This is a genomic window from Devosia sp. 1635 (genome assembly GCF_013185955.1).
Taxonomy (GTDB): Bacteria; Pseudomonadota; Alphaproteobacteria; order Rhizobiales; family Devosiaceae; genus Devosia.
Window position 1 is genome coordinate 1 of record NZ_JABAOM010000002.1, and the last position, 19,265, is coordinate 19,265.

16 protein-coding genes and 1 pseudogene are annotated in these 19,265 nt (G+C 63.2%); 8 read left to right on the forward strand and 9 right to left on the reverse strand.

Annotated features, from left to right (window positions below; genetic code table 11):
- Positions 1 to 1,403: 1,403 nt before the first annotated feature.
- A pseudogene (locus tag HRU92_RS06935) lies at positions 1,404 to 1,691 on the forward strand (GIY-YIG nuclease family protein).
- Positions 1,692 to 2,714: 1,023 nt separating this feature from the next.
- On the forward strand, positions 2,715 to 3,956 hold the full coding sequence (locus tag HRU92_RS06940) for an MFS transporter (protein ID WP_172123463.1): 1,242 nt from the start codon (positions 2,715 to 2,717) through the stop codon (positions 3,954 to 3,956).
- A gap of 49 nt (positions 3,957 to 4,005) precedes the next feature.
- On the opposite strand, the gene HRU92_RS06945 is transcribed toward HRU92_RS06940, so the two are convergent.
- From HRU92_RS06945 to HRU92_RS06960, 4 genes are all read right to left on the reverse strand, one after another.
- Entirely contained in the window at positions 4,006 to 6,507 is a 2,502-nt protein-coding gene (locus HRU92_RS06945) for an FtsX-like permease family protein (RefSeq protein WP_173087961.1), read from the reverse strand.
- A 38-nt stretch (positions 6,508 to 6,545) separates the two neighbouring features.
- Positions 6,546 to 7,277 (reverse strand): ABC transporter ATP-binding protein, encoded by a 732-nt coding sequence (locus HRU92_RS06950; protein WP_248307047.1) that lies wholly within the window; start codon positions 7,275 to 7,277, stop codon positions 6,546 to 6,548.
- Positions 7,278 to 7,377: 100 nt separating this feature from the next.
- Complete coding sequence (locus HRU92_RS06955) at positions 7,378 to 7,896, reverse strand: hypothetical protein (RefSeq protein ID WP_127753304.1); 519 nt, start codon at positions 7,894 to 7,896, stop codon at positions 7,378 to 7,380.
- A 206-nt stretch (positions 7,897 to 8,102) separates the two neighbouring features.
- A complete protein-coding gene (locus HRU92_RS06960; RefSeq protein WP_173087962.1) occupies positions 8,103 to 9,572 on the reverse strand; it encodes an alanine/glycine:cation symporter family protein in 1,470 nt (489 codons plus the stop codon).
- A 405-nt stretch (positions 9,573 to 9,977) separates the two neighbouring features.
- On the opposite strand from HRU92_RS06960, the gene HRU92_RS06965 reads away from it, so the two are divergent.
- Positions 9,978 to 10,403: a heme-binding protein gene (locus HRU92_RS06965; protein WP_172123466.1), complete on the forward strand. Its 426-nt coding sequence runs from the start codon at positions 9,978 to 9,980 to the stop codon at positions 10,401 to 10,403.
- Between the two features lie 39 nt (positions 10,404 to 10,442).
- Here the strand turns inward: HRU92_RS06965 and HRU92_RS06970 are convergent, their stop codons facing one another.
- Positions 10,443 to 10,754 carry a helix-turn-helix transcriptional regulator gene (locus HRU92_RS06970; protein WP_172123467.1) on the reverse strand — a complete coding sequence of 104 codons (312 nt, stop codon included), beginning with the start codon at positions 10,752 to 10,754 and terminating at the stop codon, positions 10,443 to 10,445.
- 22 nt (positions 10,755 to 10,776) lie between these two features.
- Between HRU92_RS06970 and HRU92_RS06975 the strand changes: the two genes are divergently transcribed.
- The gene (locus HRU92_RS06975; protein ID WP_172123468.1) at positions 10,777 to 12,147 is read left to right on the forward strand and encodes an alpha-glucosidase/alpha-galactosidase; all 1,371 of its coding nucleotides are present in this window, start codon (positions 10,777 to 10,779) and stop codon (positions 12,145 to 12,147) included.
- A gap of 580 nt (positions 12,148 to 12,727) precedes the next feature.
- Here the strand turns inward: HRU92_RS06975 and HRU92_RS06980 are convergent.
- Positions 12,728 to 13,522, reverse strand: a complete 795-nt coding sequence (locus HRU92_RS06980) for a helix-turn-helix transcriptional regulator (RefSeq protein ID WP_172123469.1) — start codon at positions 13,520 to 13,522, stop codon at positions 12,728 to 12,730.
- Between the two features lie 129 nt (positions 13,523 to 13,651).
- On the opposite strand from HRU92_RS06980, the gene HRU92_RS06985 reads away from it, so the two are divergent.
- Both HRU92_RS06985 and HRU92_RS06990 read left to right on the forward strand, forming a co-directional pair.
- Positions 13,652 to 14,041 carry a hypothetical protein gene (locus HRU92_RS06985; RefSeq protein WP_173087963.1) on the forward strand — a complete coding sequence of 130 codons (390 nt, stop codon included), beginning with the start codon at positions 13,652 to 13,654 and terminating at the stop codon, positions 14,039 to 14,041.
- A 184-nt stretch (positions 14,042 to 14,225) separates the two neighbouring features.
- A complete protein-coding gene (locus HRU92_RS06990) occupies positions 14,226 to 14,576 on the forward strand; it encodes a hypothetical protein (protein WP_173087964.1) in 351 nt (116 codons plus the stop codon).
- A 12-nt stretch (positions 14,577 to 14,588) separates the two neighbouring features.
- On the opposite strand, the gene HRU92_RS06995 is transcribed toward HRU92_RS06990, so the two are convergent.
- A complete protein-coding gene (locus tag HRU92_RS06995) occupies positions 14,589 to 15,080 on the reverse strand; it encodes a hypothetical protein (RefSeq protein WP_172123472.1) in 492 nt (163 codons plus the stop codon).
- Between the two features lie 616 nt (positions 15,081 to 15,696).
- Positions 15,697 to 16,179, reverse strand: a complete 483-nt coding sequence (greA, locus tag HRU92_RS07000; protein ID WP_172123473.1) for a transcription elongation factor GreA — start codon at positions 16,177 to 16,179, stop codon at positions 15,697 to 15,699.
- Positions 16,180 to 16,458: 279 nt separating this feature from the next.
- Between greA and HRU92_RS07005 the strand changes: the two genes are divergently transcribed.
- Both HRU92_RS07005 and HRU92_RS07010 read left to right on the forward strand, forming a co-directional pair.
- Positions 16,459 to 17,400, forward strand: coding sequence for a LysR family transcriptional regulator (locus HRU92_RS07005; RefSeq protein ID WP_172123474.1), 942 nt, complete (start codon positions 16,459 to 16,461; stop codon positions 17,398 to 17,400).
- 131 nt (positions 17,401 to 17,531) lie between these two features.
- Entirely contained in the window at positions 17,532 to 17,894 is a 363-nt protein-coding gene (locus tag HRU92_RS07010; protein ID WP_172123475.1) for a hypothetical protein, read from the forward strand.
- 245 nt (positions 17,895 to 18,139) lie between these two features.
- On the opposite strand, the gene HRU92_RS07015 is transcribed toward HRU92_RS07010, so the two are convergent.
- Positions 18,140 to 19,258, reverse strand: coding sequence for a Gfo/Idh/MocA family oxidoreductase (locus HRU92_RS07015; RefSeq protein ID WP_172123476.1), 1,119 nt, complete (start codon positions 19,256 to 19,258; stop codon positions 18,140 to 18,142).
- Positions 19,259 to 19,265: the final 7 nt, after the last annotated feature.

Here is a 19,265-nt window from a genome sequence, read left to right on the forward strand (position 1 = left end):
TCTTCAAGACAGGCCGGCAAAAAGCTCGCCTGGTCACGGTCAACAGCTTCAACGAAACGTCCCATATGGCACCCCCGAAGCAGTGCCAGATCATAGCATCATCAGGGGTTTTCACACAGCCTCGGGTCGGGAGCTGCCCTCAGCCCAAACGGCGCCAAACGGCGGCTATTCGATCCTGGCGTCCCGAAAGCTGACAGACTGCAGGCGGCCCCCACCCCGCCATCACAGGTGGTCGCGATGCGAGAGCACGTGCTGGGCAGCGTATTGCTACCCAACACCTTGAAGGGATACTTGCGGTTGCGGACTGGCTGACGGGCGGCAATCCAATGATGTGTCCAGCATCGTCACTGTGTCGTCGCCGCCCCGCGGTGTGCCGGACCCGGTCACGTCTAAAACGGCGCGTCCCGCGTGCTCGCCTAGTACATAGAGGTTCACAGCGAGCCAGAGCACCTCCATGTTAAAGGAAAAGCTATGGCGCTTCTTGTGGAAACGATCCATGGGGATTTCGCTGCGGCCGACGAGGCGGCGGTCTGGTATCCCTGCACTCGCTTGATGGCGACGGCTTCGACGAGTTCTGCGATGCGATAGAGCAGATCGCGGTGAGCCGCAAGGACCGCACCGCGGGAAGCGACGCGTTCGCTACTGCCCCAAGGATAATCGACGGGCAGGTGTTTGGCACCAAACCCGTCGAGTTTCCCGAGCACATTGGCACAAGAGTTGCGGGAGAAAGGAGCATGCCCAATGGCTTCCTACTACGTAAACCGGAACGAACAGACCAATGGCGATCATGAGGTCCATATCCAGACCTGCTACTGCCTGCCGCTGGCTGAAAATCGCATTTACCTTGGCGAATTTTCAGACTGCCGTCCTGCTGTAGCTTCTGCGAAGACCTACTATACGCAGGTCAACGGCTGTTTTTACTGCTGCCCTACCTGTCACACTCAGTAAATAGCAGCATGCAGCGAGGGCCTCCGGCCCTCGCTTGCTTAGGCGCGAAGCGTAGCGCAGCCTCGAACCACGGGGGCGCAGCCCCGATGCCGTCCATAGCACCCACTGCGAGTCCAGCAAGCCGCCCCGTCCTTCGAGGCCGCTGCGCGGCACCTCAGGATGAGGGCTGCCGCAAGGGCGGGGAAAACCGACGCCCCCAGAACCGATCTCCCACCCAGCATTACCGCCCCCTAGCCCTCATCGTGAGGCGCGAAGCGCAGCGCAGCCTCGAACCACGAGGGCGCAGCCCCCATGCCGTCCATAGCACCCACCGCGATTTCAGCAAGCCGCCCCCGTCCTTCGAGGCCGCTGCGCGGCACCTCAGGATGAGGGCTCCCAACACGCCTTGGTAATGGCCGCGCAAGCCCCTTGCACCCACCCCGTTTCCGCCCCAGCATCAGGCTCCGGAGGGCATCATGGAAGTCACCGTTTACCTGCTGCGCTGCTCGGATGGCTCCTTTTACACCGGCCTCACCAAAAAGCCGGTCGAACAGCGGGTTTGGGAACACAATGAGGGGCTCACTGAAGGCTACACCAAAAGCCGCCGCCCCGTGGAACTGGTGTTCACCGAAACCTATGAGCGGATCGTCGATGCCATCGAGCGCGAGCGGCAGATCAAGGGCTGAAGCCGGCGCAAGAAGGAAGCGCTGATCAGCTATGATTATGAGGCACTGCCTGCTCTGGCCAGCCGCAAGGAGCGGTGATTGCCGCCTTTGCCCTTCGAGCCCGCTACGCGGCACCTCAGGATGAGGGCTCATCGAGGTCCCGCAACGACCAGATCCATCCGGAGCCCTCATGGTGAGGTGCGCAGCGCAGCGCAGCCTCGAACCACGAGGGCGGCCAACACCGGTCCCACGGCGCGCCCCCACCCCACAAACTTATCCCCGCCCCCGAAAACCTCAGGCACAATCCCCCTTGTTCCTGGGCAAGCTGCGCGGTCGCGACGAACGGTCGGTGCGGGAATATCGGATGAGTTTGGGGTCGCCCAAGCTCCTTCGGGACGAGGATGATCCGGGACCGATTTCATCCCCCGGTCCATGAAGCCTCAGGGCTTCTGGCGTTTGGCACGGGTCTAGCCACGGACGGTCCTCACCGAAGAGTCTCCGATGGAGCATGGGGCGAAGCTTGCTTCACCTTCTACCCTTTTGCCGGACGACCGGCACCGAGGCGAACTTCGCCCCATGTCGCAGTTCTTGCTGCGATGCCCGCCTGCCCATACCCGCACGGCCCAAGGCCGGTGCGGCTTCAGGCGCACCCAGCAGCCGATGGGGCCTGCTAGGCCTTTGGCTCGACCCCCTGGCAGATGCCGATCGAGGTCCAGCCGCCCTCGCACTGCGTACCGTCACGGCCCGGCTCAACCAGAGACTGATGCTGGCGCCCTCCAGGGTCGTCATCACCTCCGTGATCGCGATCGGGGGGGTGCGACCGCTGGTTTCCCGGTCAACCGCATTGTGCCGGTTGCCAATAGCAGCTTCCTTGCCGATAACCTCGCTGCCGCAAAGCTGCTGGAAATCGCTGCTATCGCGCTCCCTGCGGTGAAACAATGGTGCCGGCAGCACCAAGGCATCGAACAGCAGGATGCCGGCTGGATTGCGAATAATCCCCACCTGGTTCCGCTTCCTTGGGCGAGGCCGCACGGCATCAACCAACTGGTCGCGAGCCGGTCTGGCTTGGGACCGCTTCTGCGGTTCCGGGTTTTAACATTAGCACAAGGGCCGGAGAAACACATGCTGCGATCCATTCGCCCAATCCTGCCGGTGCTGGCCAGCGTCGCCATCCTCATGCTGGGCAATGGGGCGCTCAGCACCCTGATTGGCCTGCGCATGACCAATACCGGGGCAAGCTCGCTCGCTGTGGGCGCCGTGACGGCCGCGTTCTTTGCCGGCCTGACCTTTGGCTCGCTGCAGTGCTTCCGTTTCATCAAGCAGGCGGGCCATATCCGCGCCTTCGCGGCATTCGCCTCGGTCTATTCCGCCGCCTCGCTCGGCCACGCCCTCTCGGACAATCTCATCCTGTGGGCGGCCTTGCGCTTTGCCGAAGGCGTGTGCCTTGCCGGCATCTATATGTGCATCGAGAGTTGGCTCAATGCCGAAGCCAGCAACAAGACGCGCGGCCTGATCGTGTCGTCCTACATGGTCACGCTCTACGCGGCGATGGCTGCAGGCCAGCAATTACTGAACCTCAATGCCAGCGGCAGCCCACTCTTGTTCATGATCATCTCGATCCTGCTTTCGCTGTCGCTGGTGCCGGTCTGCCTGACCCGCTCGGCGCCCCCGTCGCTGCCTGATGTCAGCTCCTTCAGCCTCCGCGCCCTCTACCAAGCCTCTCCACTGGGGTTGGTTGGCGTGTTCCTCAGCGGCGGCGTGATCGGGGCCATCTATGGCCTCGCGCCCGTCTATGCGGCCTCGACGGGCCTCGGCATGACGGGGACGGCAACCTTCATGACCGTGCTGATCGCTGGGGGCGTGCTGTTGCAATTTCCCCTGGGCAAACTCTCCGACGCCTTCGACCGACGCACCATCATCATCGGTGTATGCGGGGCCCTGGCGCTCTTGAGCATTGCCATGCTTACCTCCGGCTATGGCAGCTGGATGTTCCTGCTTTCTACCCTGTTGTTTGGCGGCATTTCCTTCAGCATCTATCCGCTCTGCCTCGCCCACGCCAACGACCACGTCGCCAGGGCCGATCTGGTGGCGGCGAGCGGCGGGCTGATCCTGCTCAATTCCGTGGGTTCGATCCTCGGCCCGCTGATCGCATCTTTCAGCATATCGCTGTTCGGACCCGATGGGCTCTTCATCTTTTCCGCTGCCATGGGTCTCGCAGCTGGTGGCTTTGGCATCTGGCGCACCCGGATCCGACCGTCCCCGCAAGCCAGCGACCAGGCCATATTCCGAACCATCCCCCAGACTACCCCGGTGGTCGCGCCCCTCCATGCCGACGCTGAGGCGCCGGCAAAACCGGCAAACTAGAAAAGCCCATCAGAAGGTCGAGTAAGTCCCGCCCGAAGGGCGACGCCGGCTACAACTCGCGCAGCAGCCGGGCCGGTGCAGCCGTGGTGGCGCGCAGCAAGGTCGCCGCCCCCAATGCGCCGGTAAGCGCAATGCTGGCGATCACGACGCTGAACAGCGTGGCCGCCTCGGCGGTAAATTCCACATCAGTCAACAGCCGGCTGACGAGCCAGCCCAGGCCAAGTCCCACCACCATTGCGGGGATCGCCGCCAGCAGCCCCAGCACAAGATACTGCACCAGCGCCGTGGTCAGGATGGTTGGCCGGGCCTTGCCCAGCATCTTGTTGATCACGGCATCAGCCTCCCGCTGCTTGAGGCCGGTCGCAATGCTGCCCAGCACTACCAGCAGCCCATTACCGACCGCCAATCCACCCACCAGCAAGGCGGCAAAGGAAAGTTGCTGCAGCGCGTCCGTCACCTGCTTGAGCGTTTCACCCACTGGGATGAAGTTCACGTCCGGCAAGGTGCTGGCAAGCGCGCGCTCCACTGGCTCCTCGGCGCCGGGTGCCGCCGTCACCGCGGCAAACAGCGTCGTTGGATACTCCTCCAGCACCCCGGGCGAGAAGGTGGCGAGAAAGTCGATGCCGCCCTGCCAGGAATAATCGCGGAAGCTCGCGACCGTAACAGTGATCGGCTCGCCGAATATGCTGAAGGTCAGCTCGTCGCCAATATCGACACCAAGCCCCTCCCGCAGGCTCCGGTGCAGCGAAACCAGGCCGGGCCCTTCATAGTTCGCCGGCCACCACTCGCCCGCCGTCACCACCGAGGAGGTCGGCAAGGCATCGCGATAGGTCAGGGGCACTTCGCCCGACAGCAGGAACGTGGCTTCGGGGCCGCGCGGCCGCAGCGTGTCCACGGGCTCACCAGCCACCTCGGCCAGCGCGCCGCGGAGCATGGGGGTTGCCACGACAGCTTCGATCCCCGCCGTGGTTGCCCGCATGGCCTCGAGATCTTCCATCTCGTCAGGGAACAGGTCTGAGGCCACCAGCGTGGGGACATCAAAGGCCGAAGCGCCGAGGAACTCCTGGCGCAGATTGCCCTGCAGCACGAGCACGATGATCAGCATGGTCAGCGTCATGCCTACCGCCGTGACGATCGAGGCGGCCGCCGTTTGCGACACTGCAATGGACCGCACGGCATGCCGCAGCACCTGCCCCGGCATTTCGGGCAGTCCGGCAATCGTCGCCCGTACTGCGCGGACAAAGAGCTGGAACAGCACCACCGAGAGCGCACTCGCCACGGCGAAGGCCGCGACCAGCAGTGCATCGCCGGTGATCAGATAAGCCAGCCAGAAGAGGCCAATACCGGCGATGATCATCGGCAGGCCCTGCGGCATGCGCAACAGATCGGTCCACTTGGCGCTGCCAACGTCCAGCCCCTTGGCGCGGAACAGCAGGATGGGCCGGATCGCCTGCGTGCGCTGCAGCGGCTGGAAGGAAAACGCGAAGGCGGTCAAGATCCCTGCCGCAGCTGCAACCAGCAGCGGTTGCGGATTGATGCTCGGCCGCAGGCCGATACCCATGGCTTCGCCCACATAAGGCAGCACGAAATAAGCAACACCGCCGCCAATGGCGATGCCAGCCACCACGCCAACCAGCGCCAGCGCGCCCACTTGGGACAGGAAGTGCACCAACACCCGGTTATGCGTCGCACCAATACTGCGCAGCACCGCAATCACCTGGGTGCGCTCGGCGATATAAGCCTGCATGCTGGTCCAGACGCTGACGCCCCCGATCAGCAGTGAACCCAACCCGACAATCATCAGGAAGCGCATGAACTGGTCGTAATAGCGCACCATGTCGCCCAGCCCGTCACGGGCGGTGCGGATGGTCCAGCCGGTATCAGCCAGTGCCGTAGCGATCTCCCCCTGCACCGCTTCGGCGTCACCTTCCTCGAGCAGCAGCTTGTAGCGATACCATACGCCCAAACCCGGCAGCGGCGAGGTCCGATCCGATACGGTGGCAAAAGCATCGGTTGAAATCAGCGTCGTCAGACCCAGCTTGAAGCCGCGCACCGCCGCATCGGGCAACCTCGACAAGGTGCCGCGCGCCTCGAACTCGGTGCCCCCGAGCTGGAAGCGATCACCGACGCCGATCCCCAACTGGTCCAGCATCACCGCGTCAACCAGCGCGCCGAACGCACCGTCCTGCTCGCTCAAAAATTCGTTGGCGGCGGCATTCCCCAATTCCGGGCTGACCACATGCCCCACCAGCGGATACCCCTCGCCAGCCGCCACCAGGTCGACAAAGGCGTCCGCTTCAGCCCCCTTGGCGCGCAGATTGGTGTCCACGATCGGCGCAATCCGGCCGAACTGGCGCATCGCGTCAAGTTCCTCGGGGGTAGCGGGGCGATCGGCCCGCGACAACTCCAGATCACCGCCCATCAGTTCGGCGGCGCTGCGGTCCATCGCCTCGGTGATGCTGGCGCCGATCGAGCCAACCCCGCCAATCAGCGCGGTACCGATAGCAAGGCACGCGACCAGCAGCACAAAGCGGCGAAGATCGCCGCGCATATCCAGCAACCCAACCCGGATGGCTCGCAACAAAGAGCTCATCGAGCCGCCGTGGTTTCGGTAAGGTGTCCTTGGCTCATGGTCAGCACCCGGTCGGCGCGCGCCGCGAGTTTGGGATCATGGGTGACCAGCACCACGGCGGTCTGATTCTTCCGGGCAAGGCCGAACATCAGCTCGATCACCACTTCGCCGGTCTTCTCGTCAAGATTGCCAGTGGGCTCATCGGCCAGCAACAGGGGCGGATTGGCGATCATAGCGCGAGCAAGGCCAACGCGCTGCTGTTCGCCCCCCGAAAGCGCGGATGGCCGGTGATCGGCCCGGCCACCCAGGCCCACCGCTTCGAGCGCCTCAGCGGCGCGGCGGCGCACCTCTGCCAAAGCCAGTTCAGGCGAGGCGATTTCGAGCGCCAGCCCGACATTCTCGACCGCGGTCAGCGATGGAATGAGGTGGAAGCTCTGGAATACGATACCAAGGGAGCCCCTGCGGAACCGGGCAAGCTCGTCCTCGCCCATCGTGCCAAGGTCGGTGCCGCGCACCAGGATCTTGCCTGAAGTTGCCCGGTCCAGCCCCGCCAGCAGCATCAGCAGCGAAGTCTTGCCGCTGCCTGACGCGCCGACAATGGCGACAACTTCGGCGGGCCGAACCACCAGGTTGACATCGTGCAAAATGTTGAGCGGCCGGGACGCGACATTGAGCGTGTAACCAACGTCATGCCCCTCGATGACGTTTTGGTCCTGTCGGGCCAGGGCATTGCTCCCCATCTCATTCATTGATTCAATCCAACTCTGGCCATTACGAGGCCAGGCCAGACTGCCACGGATCTGTTCCGAGGAACAGAGCCGCAGCGTCGCGTCACCTGTCTGTCTTGAACTAGCGGTTGAAGGGGACCTGGGCGGTAAGCACCTCGCCCGAATTGTTGAACTCGACCTCGAAGTCCACCCGCACCTGATCATTCTTCAAGATGATCGTAGCGCCGATCCGCACATCGCTGCCGCCGCGATCCTTTTGCTGCTCACGCAGGTTGAAGGTGATGTCGCTGCCCCGCTGCTGGCCAACAGCCGTGCCGGTAAAGCCGGCATTGGAGCTCATCGCCGCTTCGTAGCGGTCGGCCTGCCCGTTATAAGCGATGGTGCCGCTCACCGACAGCGTCGAGCGCGCCAGATTGCAGCGGCCCGAATAGTTGATCTTGCCGGCATTGCCTCTGGTGATGTTCAGCCGGCAGCGCAGCGCCTCGGGCTCGTCCCCGCCCACCAAAGCACCGTTGCCGCGCCAGTCACCCGTGTAGGATGCAAGCAATGCCATGTTGGATTCGGCCGCGCTGGCCGGCGCGAGCATGGAGCCAATTTGCAACAAAGCGGCCAGGGCTGCGGTCACTACGTATTTTTTCATCGTCCAGATCATCTCTCAAAGGAACGCATGCAAACGCATGGTTTCGCGCTCGGATGCACTATGCCTATCAATTCATAAGATAAGCAATGAAACAGCGTTAAGGGTTCCCCGGCAGGTACACGAATCCGGCACCGCGACAACGCGCCCCCACCCTTGAAGCCGCTGCGGCGCCCGCCAGCAACTATTCCAAGTGTGCCCCTAGGCCACTAAGGCAGGCGAGCTGCCGCCGGCTGCGCCCCACCCTGTGATTCCTCTTTGGCATAGGGCCAGGCCGTGGGGTCGATATCGAGATCGCTGAAATTTTCGGGCCGGAATACTGGACGCTCGACCCCTTGCTTTAGCTGGGCGCGGAAGTCGTTGAGAATGCGCAGCGCCACCGGGAACAGCATCATGATTGCCATGAGATTGACCAAAGCGAGGACCCCCATCAACGGGTCCGAGAAAAAGAACACGGCCGTGGCTGCCGGTGCCGAGGCGCCCAGAAACACGACAAGGACAATGCCAAAACGCAGAGCGTGCAGTGCCGCATCGTTCCCCGTGATCACCTTGAGCGCGGTTTCACCCAGATAGTAATTGTAGATGATCGAGCTGAACGCAAACAGCAGGATCGCAAAGGTCAGCAGATATTGCGACCATCCACCTAGCTGGCTGACGAGCGACTGCTGCGTCAGCACCACCCCGTCCACTCCCTCGACGCCGGGCACGTAAACCGGACTCAGCAGAATGATGAAGGCGGTGCAGGAACAAACGACGATGGTATCGATGAACACCGAAAAGGACTGCGTGATCCCCTGGCTGATCGGGTGCCTGACATCTGCGGTTGCCGCGACATTGGGCGCCGAACCGAGGCCCGCCTCGTTGGAAAACAAGCCCCGTCGCAGCCCCTGCGCCAGCGCCGCGCCGACCCCACCACCCACAACCTCCTCCAAGCCGAAGGCATTGGCAAAGATCGACCACAGCACCCCCGGCAGCGCCGTGATGTTGAGGGCGATCACCAATAGGGCCATCCCGATATAGGCAACGGCCATGATCGGGATGATCACATCGGCGACCTTGGCGATGCGGCGAATGCCGCCATAAACGATGAGCCCGGTCACCACGGCGAGGAAGGCGCCGGTCCAGATCCGGTCGATGCCAAGGCTGTCATTGGCCGCGCCGGCAAAGGTATTGCCCTGGAATGCATTGAACCCGAGCCCAAACGCCGCCAGCAGGCAAACGGCATACACCACTGCCAACCACCGGTACTGCGCCCCCAGCCCATGAATGATGTAAGCGGCCGGGCCACCCCGATAGGTGCCATCGCCATTGGCGCGCTTATAGAGCTGCGCCAGTGAGGATTCGACGAGACTCGTCGCCATTCCCAGCAGGGCCACGGCCCACATCCAGAATACCGCCCCCGGGCCGCCCAGTGTGATCGCCACCGCCACCCCGGCAATATTGCCGCCGCCGACGCGGCCGCCCACCGAGACCAGCAGGGCTTCCCGCGCACTGATCGCATTGGGATCCCCGCTCTGGTTCTTGGACGACAGCACCCGGAACATGCGCCCGAAATACTCGATCTGCACAAACCCGCTCATGACGGTGATGAAGCCGCCAAAGATGATAAGGATGGGGATCAGCGACCACCCCCAGGTGAACTCTTCGATAAGACTGAACAGCTGATTGAGAAGGTCCACGATTCCTATCCTCTAACTGGGTTGGTCGAGGTGCCGCCTTCAGCCCAGGTCCAAGCTCGGCAAACGGGTGAGACCCTAAGGTTTACGCGCGGCGGGCGGAAACGAAGCCGAAACCGGCGCAAGTTTGTCCAACCATGGTTTCCGCTTCCATTCGTGCACCTGTTGGGAATGGTGCCAACCGGCTCGGCAGGCCGGCCCCTTACTTCTCCCCGCTCCGAAAACCTCAGGCACAATCCCCCCTGCTCCCGCACAAGCTGCGCCGTCGCAACGAACGGTGGGCAGAGGATATCGGATGAGTTTGGGGGAAACATCGACACGCCGCCGGCTCTCTCGCGCTACAGGGGTGCGCGCGCAACACCGGCGTGCTAGGCCACAGCCGCTTGTGAACCCCACACTGGAACCGCCATGCTGACCATCACCCGCCTCGATATCACCGACGCCCACACCATCATCGCGGGCGCCCGCGCCAAGGCTGAATCGATTGGCGTGCCGATGTGCATTGCCGTAACCGATGAAAGCGGCAATCTGATCGCCTTTGAGCGGATGGATGGCGGCAAGATCACCAGCATCACCATTGCCATCGACAAATCCTTCACCGCCTCGGCGGCCAAGAAGGCGACGCACGAATATGGCGCGGCCAGCCAACCGGGCGCCCCCGCCTATGGCATCGGTTCAGCTATCGGTGGCCGCCTGATGGTGGTCGGCGGTGGCCTGCCGATCCTCGTCGATGGCGCTGTGGTGGGCGGCATTGGCGTCAGCTCCGGCACCCCGGCGCAGGACACCGAAGTCGCCCAGGCCGGCATCGACCACTTCACCGCCTCGCTGCAATAATGAACGCTTCGGGGCGGCTGCTTGCGGCCGCCCTCCTCGTTATCCCGCGATAGTGTGCCGGCGCAACTGACTTGGTGTCATGCCATAGGCCTTGCGGAAATGCTCATAAAACTGAGTTTGGCTGCTGAAGCCGGATTGAAAGGCGACATTGGCCACCGATAGACTGCCCGCGAACAACAGCGAGCGGGCGCGGATCAGGCGCATGCGGATGACAAATTTCTGCACCGAGATGTGCATCACCTTGCTGAAGAGATTGGTCGCATAGTTCGGGTGCAGCCCTACCACCTCGGCAATGTCTTCGGCGCTTCCACAAACCGAATATACGGCCCGCCTATTGCGCACGTTCGACATTGCCCCCTAGGAGCATTCAGTTATGGCAAATCCCAAGATCACCTTTATCGGCGCGGGCTCATCGGTGTTCATGAAGAACATCGTGGGCGATATTCTCCAGCGCCCCGCCCTTGCCGGCGCCACCATCCGGCTGATGGACATCAATCCCACGCGCCTCACCGAAAGCGAGATCATCGCCAGCAAGCTGATCGCGACCCTTGGCGTGCCCGCAACCGTCGAGACCTATTCCAACCAGCGCCAGGCGCTTGATGGCACTAATTTCGTGGTGGTCTGCTTCCAAATCGGCGGCTACGAACCCTCCACCGTCATCGATTTCGACGTGCCCAAGAAGTACAATCTGCGCCAGACCATCGCCGACACGCTCGGGGTCGGCGGCATCATGCGCGGCCTGCGTACCGTGCCCCATCTCTGGAGCATCTGCGAGGACATGCTGCGGGTCGCGCCCGACGCGGTGATGCTTCAATACGTCAACCCCATGGCCATCAACACCTGGGCCATCGCCGAGAAATACCCGGCCATCAAGCAGGTCGGCTTGTGCCATTCCGTACAAGGCACCGCCATGGAACTGGCCCACGACCTCGACATCCCCTACGAGGAAATCCGCTACCGCTCGGCCGGCATCAACCACATGGCCTTCTTCCTCAACTTCGAGCACCGCCTGCCCGACGGCTCCTACCAGGACCTTTATCCCGCGCTGCTCAAAGCCTATGCCGAAGGCCGTGCGCCCAAGCCCAGCAGCTGGAACCCGCGCCAGAACAACAAGGTGCGCTATGAAATGCTGACCCGGCTCGGCTATTTCGTCACCGAAAGCAGCGAGCACTTTGCCGAATACACCCCCTATTTCATCAAAGAGGGCCGCGAGGACCTGATCGAGAAGTTCGGCGTGCCGCTCGATGAATATCCCAAGCGCTGCATCGAGCAGATCGCGCGCTGGAAGAAGACGTCCGAGGATTACAAGAAGGCCGACCGCATCGAGGTCAAGCCCTCCAAGGAATATGCCTCCTCCATCGTCAACTCGGTCTGGACCGGCGAGCCTTCGGTGATCTACGGCAATTTGCGCAACAATGGCGTCATCACCAACCTGCCCGACAATGCTGCGGTAGAAGTGCCCTGCCTCGTTGACGACAATGGCCTGCAGCCCACCTACATCGGCGATCTGCCCCCGCAACTCACGGCCCTCATTCGCACCAACATCAATGTGCAGGAACTCACCGTCGCAGCGCTGATGACCGAAAACCGCGAGCACATCTATCATGCGGCGATGATGGACCCCCACACCGCGGCCGAGCTCGACCTCGACCAGATCTGGAACCTCGTTGATGATCTGACCGAAGCCCACGGTGACATGCTGCCCCAATGGGCCCGCGGCACCCGCAAGCAGCGCGTAGCCTAAAGCCGCGCTCAGCACCTCCGAGGCGCCACGTTTTCTTTTGCTCGCCCGCTTCTCAGTGGTGGCGCCCCACCACTTCAGGCAGCTCTTTTACCGAGCGCACCTGTTTGCGCGCCGCGGGTCCCAATCGCGGTTTTTGCCCGTTGCCTTGGCCGAAATGAGCCGGAGCAATTCGTGCGCCAGTTCAGTGCCGTCCAGGGCATCGCCCCGGCCGATTTCGTGCTGGCACGGGCGGCTCCACCTAGCTCCGCAGCGCCCCCCGGTTTCGTCGAACACATGCAGCGAGCCTAGCGGCACGGCCATGTAAGATCGTGAGCGTCTGGGTTTGCGTGCCCGGCCAGGGGATCGGGCAAGCCATTAAGGGCACCCGCTACCATCTGACCGTGATCCCCGAATTTGACCGGCACTCGTCGGCCGACACCATCCGCTATGCGAGGATGTGTTTTCGGCCGGCGAGGAGCTTACCCGACTGCTGCTGCAGCGTATTGCGGGCGCCGAGATCAACACCCTGCAAACGCTGGCCGAACCGGTCCCGCATTGGCGCAGCCAAGAACCTTCGTCGGCGCTTAGTGCAGCTCAGGACCTATAGATCGGCGAGCCGCATCACCTCCGCCGTATGCGGGTCAGCCGGGAAAAAGGTCTCGATCGTCAGTTCTGACAGGGTGATATCGAGCGCCGACCCGAAGATCGTGGTGGTCGAAAGGAACGACAACACGCCCTGTGGGCTGGCAAGCCGAAGCGGAACCGCTATGGGGTGACCGCCTGCGACCTTCCCCGAATGGGGCTCCGCCTTGGCGGGCACCGGAAAGGATCGGATCTCGTCCAGCAATGCCACCAGCTCTTGGTCGCCGGTGAGTTCGATCTGCTGGATCAGCCGTTGGACGATATGGGCTTTCCAATGCCGATAATTGATGATCCGCGCTGCTAGACCCCGCGGATGCAGGCTCAGCCGCAACACATTGACCGGCGCTTGCGCCAGACTAGCGTCGGCGCCGTCCATGAGCCGCAATGCCGGCGCGTTTGCCAGCAGCAGGTTCCAGTGCCGGTCAAGGGCAAGCGCCGGGTGCGGGCGGTGGCCATCGAGGATGGATTGCACCGCCTGGCGGGCCGCCGCCATCTCGATGTGGTCGATGCTTTGCTCCCGAAAGCTCGGCGCATGGCCTGCCGCCACGAGGAGGGCATTGCGCTCGCGCATAGGCACGCTCATCTGCTCGGAAAGCCGCAGCACCATGTCGCGGCTGGGGCGCGAACGACCCGATTCGAGAAAGCTGAGATGCCGTTGCGAGATCCCCGCTTCCAGGGCCAGTTCAAGCTGGCTCATCCTGCGGCGGCGGCGCCAGCCCGCAATAAGTTCACCAATGCTGAGGGTATCGGTCATACTCATGCGCCCTGAATATCGGTGCGGTCATCTTGTGCCGATTACCTGGCAGGTAATCGACCTCAGCACACATCAATAGCAGATTTTCCTCACCGGCCGTGCTGGCCGGCTCAACCGAGGACCAATCCGATGCCAAATCTATCGCTTCGTCGTCTGCTGTTCATTGATGCGGCAACTTGCACCGCAATGGCTTTGCTGTTGCTCACTGGCTCAGGGCCGTTATCGAGGCTGACCGCCATCCCGTCCAGCTTCCTGTTCTACGCTGGCATGCTGCTGCTTTCCGTCGCCATCTTCATGGCCATCACCGCCCGCCGCCAGTACCCGGCGAACTGGGCAACCAACTTCATCATCCTGGGCAACATTGCCTGGGTAGTCGCCAGCATCGCCCTGCCCTTCGCTGGTCTCTTTACCCCCAGCGCATTGGGCTGGACCTTTCTCCTCGTCCAGGCCGCGATCGTTCTTGTGCTGGCGCTGCTGGAACGTCGCGCCGCAGCGGAAATCCCGGTTATTGCCGCGTGACGGGGGAATGGACGATCGAACTGAGGAAAATGCCGGCCGCCCGGACCAACATGAAACCACGTCCGGGTGGCCACTGCTCGGGGTGCCAGGAAAGGCCGGACCCAAGCCCCGCATCGCCGCTAGCGACACGCGCGCGCCGAACGGCTAAGCTAACCCGTGTAACGCCAGAACCAGGAGCCTCCCGATGCCCCGCTTTCTCGCCCTTTACACCATGCAGCCCGAGAACGTCGTCCGCTTCCGCGCCCTCCCGAAGGCCGAACAGGACGCCATTGATGCCAAAGGCGTCGCGCAATGGACGGAATGGGAGAGCCGCAACGCCGCTCATATCCCCGACCGCGGCGGCATGGTCGGCAAGACCCTGCGCGTTTCCAGCTCAGGAGCCGCGCCCGACACCAACGCGGTCTGCGGTTATCTCACGGTGGAAGCACCAACCATCGAGGACGCTGCGCGCCTCTTTGAGAACCATCCCCATTTCAGCGTGTTTCCCGGGGACAGCGTCGATATCATGCCCTTCGTGACCGAGCCGCCTGCTTAGGATCGCCCGGCCCTAGCTACATTTAGCCAGCACCTTGGCGATGGCGCCCGAGGAACCCTTGGCGCCAAAGACATTGGTGTCGAATACGTCGAGCCCACTGGCGGCCGGCCGCACATAGGCGACCCGGATCAGATCGCGCGCGCCCTGCGCGATCTTGGCCCACTGGCGCGCTACGGGTCCGCGGACGATCACCGAAGAGCCATCGGAATGCACCAGCGGCATGTCCTGGGCAAAGCTGGTGCCGGCCCCACCAGTAACTTTGCTGCCCTCGGCCGGGTCTGGAGTAATGGCGAGGCTTAGGGCCGTGCTGCCGGCAACTGCCGCCTCGGGCTTGCGCACCCAAAAGCCCATGGCCAACTGGCCGCCACGACAGGCGAACTGGAACTGGGCATCGCCATTGTCGAACCAGGCAATGGGAACATTGCCCCCTTCATATTTCCATTCGGCAGCACCAGCGGAGGTCACTAGCAACAGGCCGAGGACGGCGAAAAGGGCTTTGCGCATGCGTTATTCCTGGTGGGACAATTGCCACCACTCCTCCCCGAAACTGGCTAATTTTCCCTTTCACCCGCGCCTTGCAGCGCTCGGGCACGCTCACAAGCCTGAAACGGGATGACAAACCGAGCGCGCGCAAGCGGCCGAGTAAACACGGAGCCGGAGCCCTCATGGTGAGGTGCGTAGCGAAGCGCAGCCTCGAACCACGAGGGCGGCCATCACCGCCCCACCCCAAAATCTTATCCCCGCCCCGAAAACCTCAGGCACAATCCCCTTGTTCCCGGGCAAGCTGCGCGGTCGCGACGAACGGTCGGTGCGGGAATATCGGATGAGTTTGGGGTCGCCCAAGCTCCTTCGGGACGAGGATGATCCGGGACCGATTTCATCCCCCGGTCCAATGAAGCCCCAGGGCTTCTGGCGTTTGGCACGGGTCTAGCCACGGACGGTCCTCACCGAAGAGTCTCCGATAGTGCATGGGGCGAAGCTTGCTTCACCTTCTACCCTTTTGCCGGACGACCGGCACCGAGGCGAACTTCGCCCCATGTCGCAGCCCTTGCTGCGACGCCCGCCTGCCCCATATCCGCACGGCCCAAGGCCGGTGCGGCTTTAGCTGCAGCTTGCCGGCTTATGCGATGTCCACGATCTCGAGTTCTTGCGCGCCCAGGTTAGCCGCATCGCCTACGGCCTTGCCCATCAGCGCCGCGGCGATCGGCGAAGCGTAGGAGATGGAGCCGGCCTTCGGGTCGGCCTCGTCTTCCCCCACGATACGATAAGTCTGCACCCGCCCATCATCGCGCTGAAAGGTCACCGTGCTGCCAAACAGCACCCTATCGGTGCCTGCCGGCTCGGGCATCACCTGCGCAGTGCGCACCCGTTCGGTGAAATAGCGCAGGTCGCGCAAGGGGCCCGCCCCTTCGCGCCGCTTTTCATCGGTGTCCTCGATCGCCATGGCAGCTTCATAGGCGGCGCGCGCCGCCTCCAACTGCGCCTGCAGCGCCGTCAATCCCGATTCGGTCACCAGATTGGGTGCCGCCGGGATCGGGCGATCCGGCAGCATGGTTTCCGCCGCGGTTTGCGCACTGTCTTCCTTGGTAAAGGCTACGCTCACTCGCATTCCTCCCTGCGGCGGTGGCTCGCTGCATCCCTAAGGCCATAACGCCAATCGCCAGCGCTTGGCAATCAACCCGCCGGGGTCCAGCCGCTGCCACAGCGGCTAACAGCATATTGGCAACAATTGTTGCGCAGAAGAAATCCACGTGGCACCCAAACCGTGACAGACTGCGCCCTCGCGGCCAAACCTGCCTCCACCTGGCTGCGCGAGCTGCCCGGTCGCCGGGCCCCCGGCAGGCGGTTCGGAGCGTCTCGGCGAGATGGACACATGCATACAATGCTCGATCTGAACGATCTCTACTTCTTCCACTCCGTTGCCACCCATGGCGGCTTCACCGCTGCCGGCCGAGCTACGGGCACGCCCAAGGCAACGTTGAGCAAGCGCGTAGCCCAGCTCGAAGCCCAGCTCGGCGTACGCCTGCTGGAGCGCACCACGCGCCACTTACGGCTCACCGAAGTCGGCCGCGCCGTCTTTGAGCAGGCGGAAACCATGCTGGCCGGTGCGGAAGGCGCCCAGGCCGTCGCCGCGCAAGCTCAGACCGAGCCCAACGGCATCGTCCGTCTCAGCTGTCCCCAGGCCCTGCTCGATGAACTGATCAACGATCTCCTCCCCGAATTCCTCGCCCGCTATTCGCGGGTTCGCGTGCAGGTTAAGGTCATCGACCGGGCTGCCGATCTGGTCGAGGACGGCGTCGATGTCGCCATTCGGGCCCGTTCGAGCCTGGATTCTGACCCCAACTTGATCGTGCGCCGTCTTGGGCAGGCCCGGGGCGTCCTTGTCGCCAGCCCCGCCTTGGTAGAAGCGGTGCGTCACCCCATCACTATCGATACCCTGCCGCAACTGCCCACCTTATCCTCTCTCAACGTCCACGAGGAGGTGGACTGGCTTTTAACGGGGCCCGATGGCGAAACCCGCCAGATCCGCAGTCGGCCGCGCCTGATGTGCAGCAGCTTTGTTGTTCTGCGCACCAGCGCCATTGCCGGCCTCGGCGTCACTGTCTTGCCTGAATATGCTGCGGCTCCCGCCTTTGCCCGCGGCGAATTGGTGCATTTGCTTCCTGGCTGGTACACGCCGGACGGCATCGTTCATGCCGTTTTTTCGTCACGCAAAGGTCTTGTTCCGGCTGTAAGGGTCTTGCTGGATTACCTCGCCGGCGCAGTACCCGAGCGGCTCGCCACCTGCGAGCGATTGGCCGATCAGGCCAACGCGGCAGCCTGACAGGAGCTCCTGGCTCCCACCAGCTGATTGTCTCTGTAGAGAAACAAAGCTTCTACATTCCACGTCTTATTCGGGGACCATGGTCGACCTAGCTATCAGTCACACGGAAATTCAAACGAAAGGATTCTTCCATGTCACTGAAAATCAGCCTCGTCACCCTCGCTCTCCTCGCTACAGCACCCGTCACAATGGCCGCTGAAAGCCTGGTTGAGACCCGCGAAATCAACGGCCGCACCATCAACGAGATCACCTCGGTTCTGGCGCACCGCGACATCGACGCCACCAGCGTCGAGCAGTGGGGCGACGCCATCCGCGTGCAGGCCGTCAACCCTGATGGCAGCCACTATGTCGTGCTCGTTGATCGCTATACGCTCAGCCCACTCGGCAGCACCAACGCTGTTGGGACCAATCTCGATGTAGGCGCCAGCGCACCAGCGGCCCGCACCTCTTCGACTTTCGCTCCCGCATCGCTGTCGCTCAACACCGACGACTAAGTGGCGACTGACTAACGCTTCGACCCGGGGCGACCAAGCCCTGGGCCCTAACTGCGTTCAACCATCCCGACCTTGCGCTCCGACCGATTTTCGGCCAGAGCGCTGACCCTCTTCCCCCTCAGCCCATCGTCGGCCGCTGGAATCCAGCGCCATCCTTGCGGCTCCTCCGCCGCGTTGGCGGCCACCGCAGCGTCCTCGCCGAAATCGTGGAACGCGAGTGCTCCGCCTTCTGACCGGCCCCGTCTCTAATCGACCTCCACCCAGCGCTGCTCGCGATGCGACTGACCCATCGCATGCACCGCCCGTTCGATCTGCAGCCCACTCTCGAAATCGATCACCTGCGCCGGCTCGCCGGCAATCGCCCGCAGCAATTCGTGGCATTCGATGATCTTGAGATCGTTGAACCCCAATGTATGCCCCGCCGCCGGCACGAAGCGGTCATAAGGCGGATGCCGCGGACCTGACAGGATGGTGCGGAACCCCTGCTCGCTTGGCTTGTCGCTCGTCACATAAAGCTGCAACTCGTTGAGCCGCTCCTGGTCATAGGCAATGCTGCCCTTGCTGCCAAAGATCTGCAGCGCGATCCGCCCCTTGCGCCCCCACGCCGTGCGGCTCAGCGCCATGAGGCCGCTGATCTCGGGCCCGAGTTCAAACAGGATACTGCTGACATCCCAGTTCTCGACACTGCGCCGCCCGCCCTCGCGGCTGGGCCGATCAGGATAGGGCTTGCTGAGATTGGCAAACACCCGGCTGGGCAGGCCGAACAGCACCTGCAAGAGGCTGAGCGGATGCACCCCGAAGTCGTCGATCGCGCCATAGCCCGCCGCCAGCTCGTTCTTCCAGAAGAACGGTGCCTCGGGATCGGCCATGAAATCCTCGTCCATCTCCAGCCGGACATGATTGACCGTGCCAATCGTGCCCTCGGCGAGGATCGCGCCGATCTGCCGGACCATCGGGTTCTGAATATAGTTGTAGCCCAGCACCGCTGTTTTGCCTGAGGCCCGCGCCGCCGCGGTCATCCGCTCGGCATCTGCCAGCGTCACCGCCATCGGCTTTTCGCACCACACATGCTTGCCCGCTTCGAGCGCCGCCACCGCCATCTCCGCGTGAAACGCATTGGGCGTCGTGATCGACACCACCTCGACATCGGGGTCGGTCACGAGTACGCGCCAGTCCCCGGTTGAGCGCCCGAACCCGAACTCCTCGGCCCGGCGCGCCGCCAATCCCGCATCTACCTCTGCCAGATGCACCAGGCGCGGCCGCGGCCCGTCGCCGAACACCGCCTTGACGCCGGTCCATGCCAGTGCATGGCATTTGCCCATATAGCCGGTGCCGATCAGGCCCACACCAATCGAATTATCCATCACGTCC

Bases quoted from the DNA above. Each gene is read 5' to 3' on its own strand.
- HRU92_RS06940 (WP_172123463.1), top strand. From the start codon at position 2,715: ATGCTGCGATCCATTCGCCCAATCCTGCCGGTGCTGGCCAGCGTCGCC.
- HRU92_RS06945 (WP_173087961.1), bottom strand. From the start codon at position 6,507: ATGCGCGGCGATCTTCGCCGCTTTGTGCTGCTGGTCGCGTGCCTTGCT.
- HRU92_RS06950 (WP_248307047.1), bottom strand. From the start codon at position 7,277: ATGAATGAGATGGGGAGCAATGCCCTGGCCCGACAGGACCAAAACGTC.
- HRU92_RS06955 (WP_127753304.1), bottom strand. From the start codon at position 7,896: ATGAAAAAATACGTAGTGACCGCAGCCCTGGCCGCTTTGTTGCAAATT.
- HRU92_RS06965 (WP_172123466.1), top strand. From the start codon at position 9,978: ATGCTGACCATCACCCGCCTCGATATCACCGACGCCCACACCATCATC.
- HRU92_RS06970 (WP_172123467.1), bottom strand. From the start codon at position 10,754: ATGTCGAACGTGCGCAATAGGCGGGCCGTATATTCGGTTTGTGGAAGC.
- HRU92_RS06975 (WP_172123468.1), top strand. From the start codon at position 10,777: ATGGCAAATCCCAAGATCACCTTTATCGGCGCGGGCTCATCGGTGTTC.
- HRU92_RS06980 (WP_172123469.1), bottom strand. From the start codon at position 13,522: ATGACCGATACCCTCAGCATTGGTGAACTTATTGCGGGCTGGCGCCGC.
- HRU92_RS06985 (WP_173087963.1), top strand. From the start codon at position 13,652: ATGCCAAATCTATCGCTTCGTCGTCTGCTGTTCATTGATGCGGCAACT.
- HRU92_RS06990 (WP_173087964.1), top strand. From the start codon at position 14,226: ATGCCCCGCTTTCTCGCCCTTTACACCATGCAGCCCGAGAACGTCGTC.
- HRU92_RS06995 (WP_172123472.1), bottom strand. From the start codon at position 15,080: ATGCGCAAAGCCCTTTTCGCCGTCCTCGGCCTGTTGCTAGTGACCTCC.
- HRU92_RS07005 (WP_172123474.1), top strand. From the start codon at position 16,459: ATGCTCGATCTGAACGATCTCTACTTCTTCCACTCCGTTGCCACCCAT.
- HRU92_RS07010 (WP_172123475.1), top strand. From the start codon at position 17,532: ATGTCACTGAAAATCAGCCTCGTCACCCTCGCTCTCCTCGCTACAGCA.
- HRU92_RS07015 (WP_172123476.1), bottom strand. From the start codon at position 19,258: ATGGATAATTCGATTGGTGTGGGCCTGATCGGCACCGGCTATATGGGC.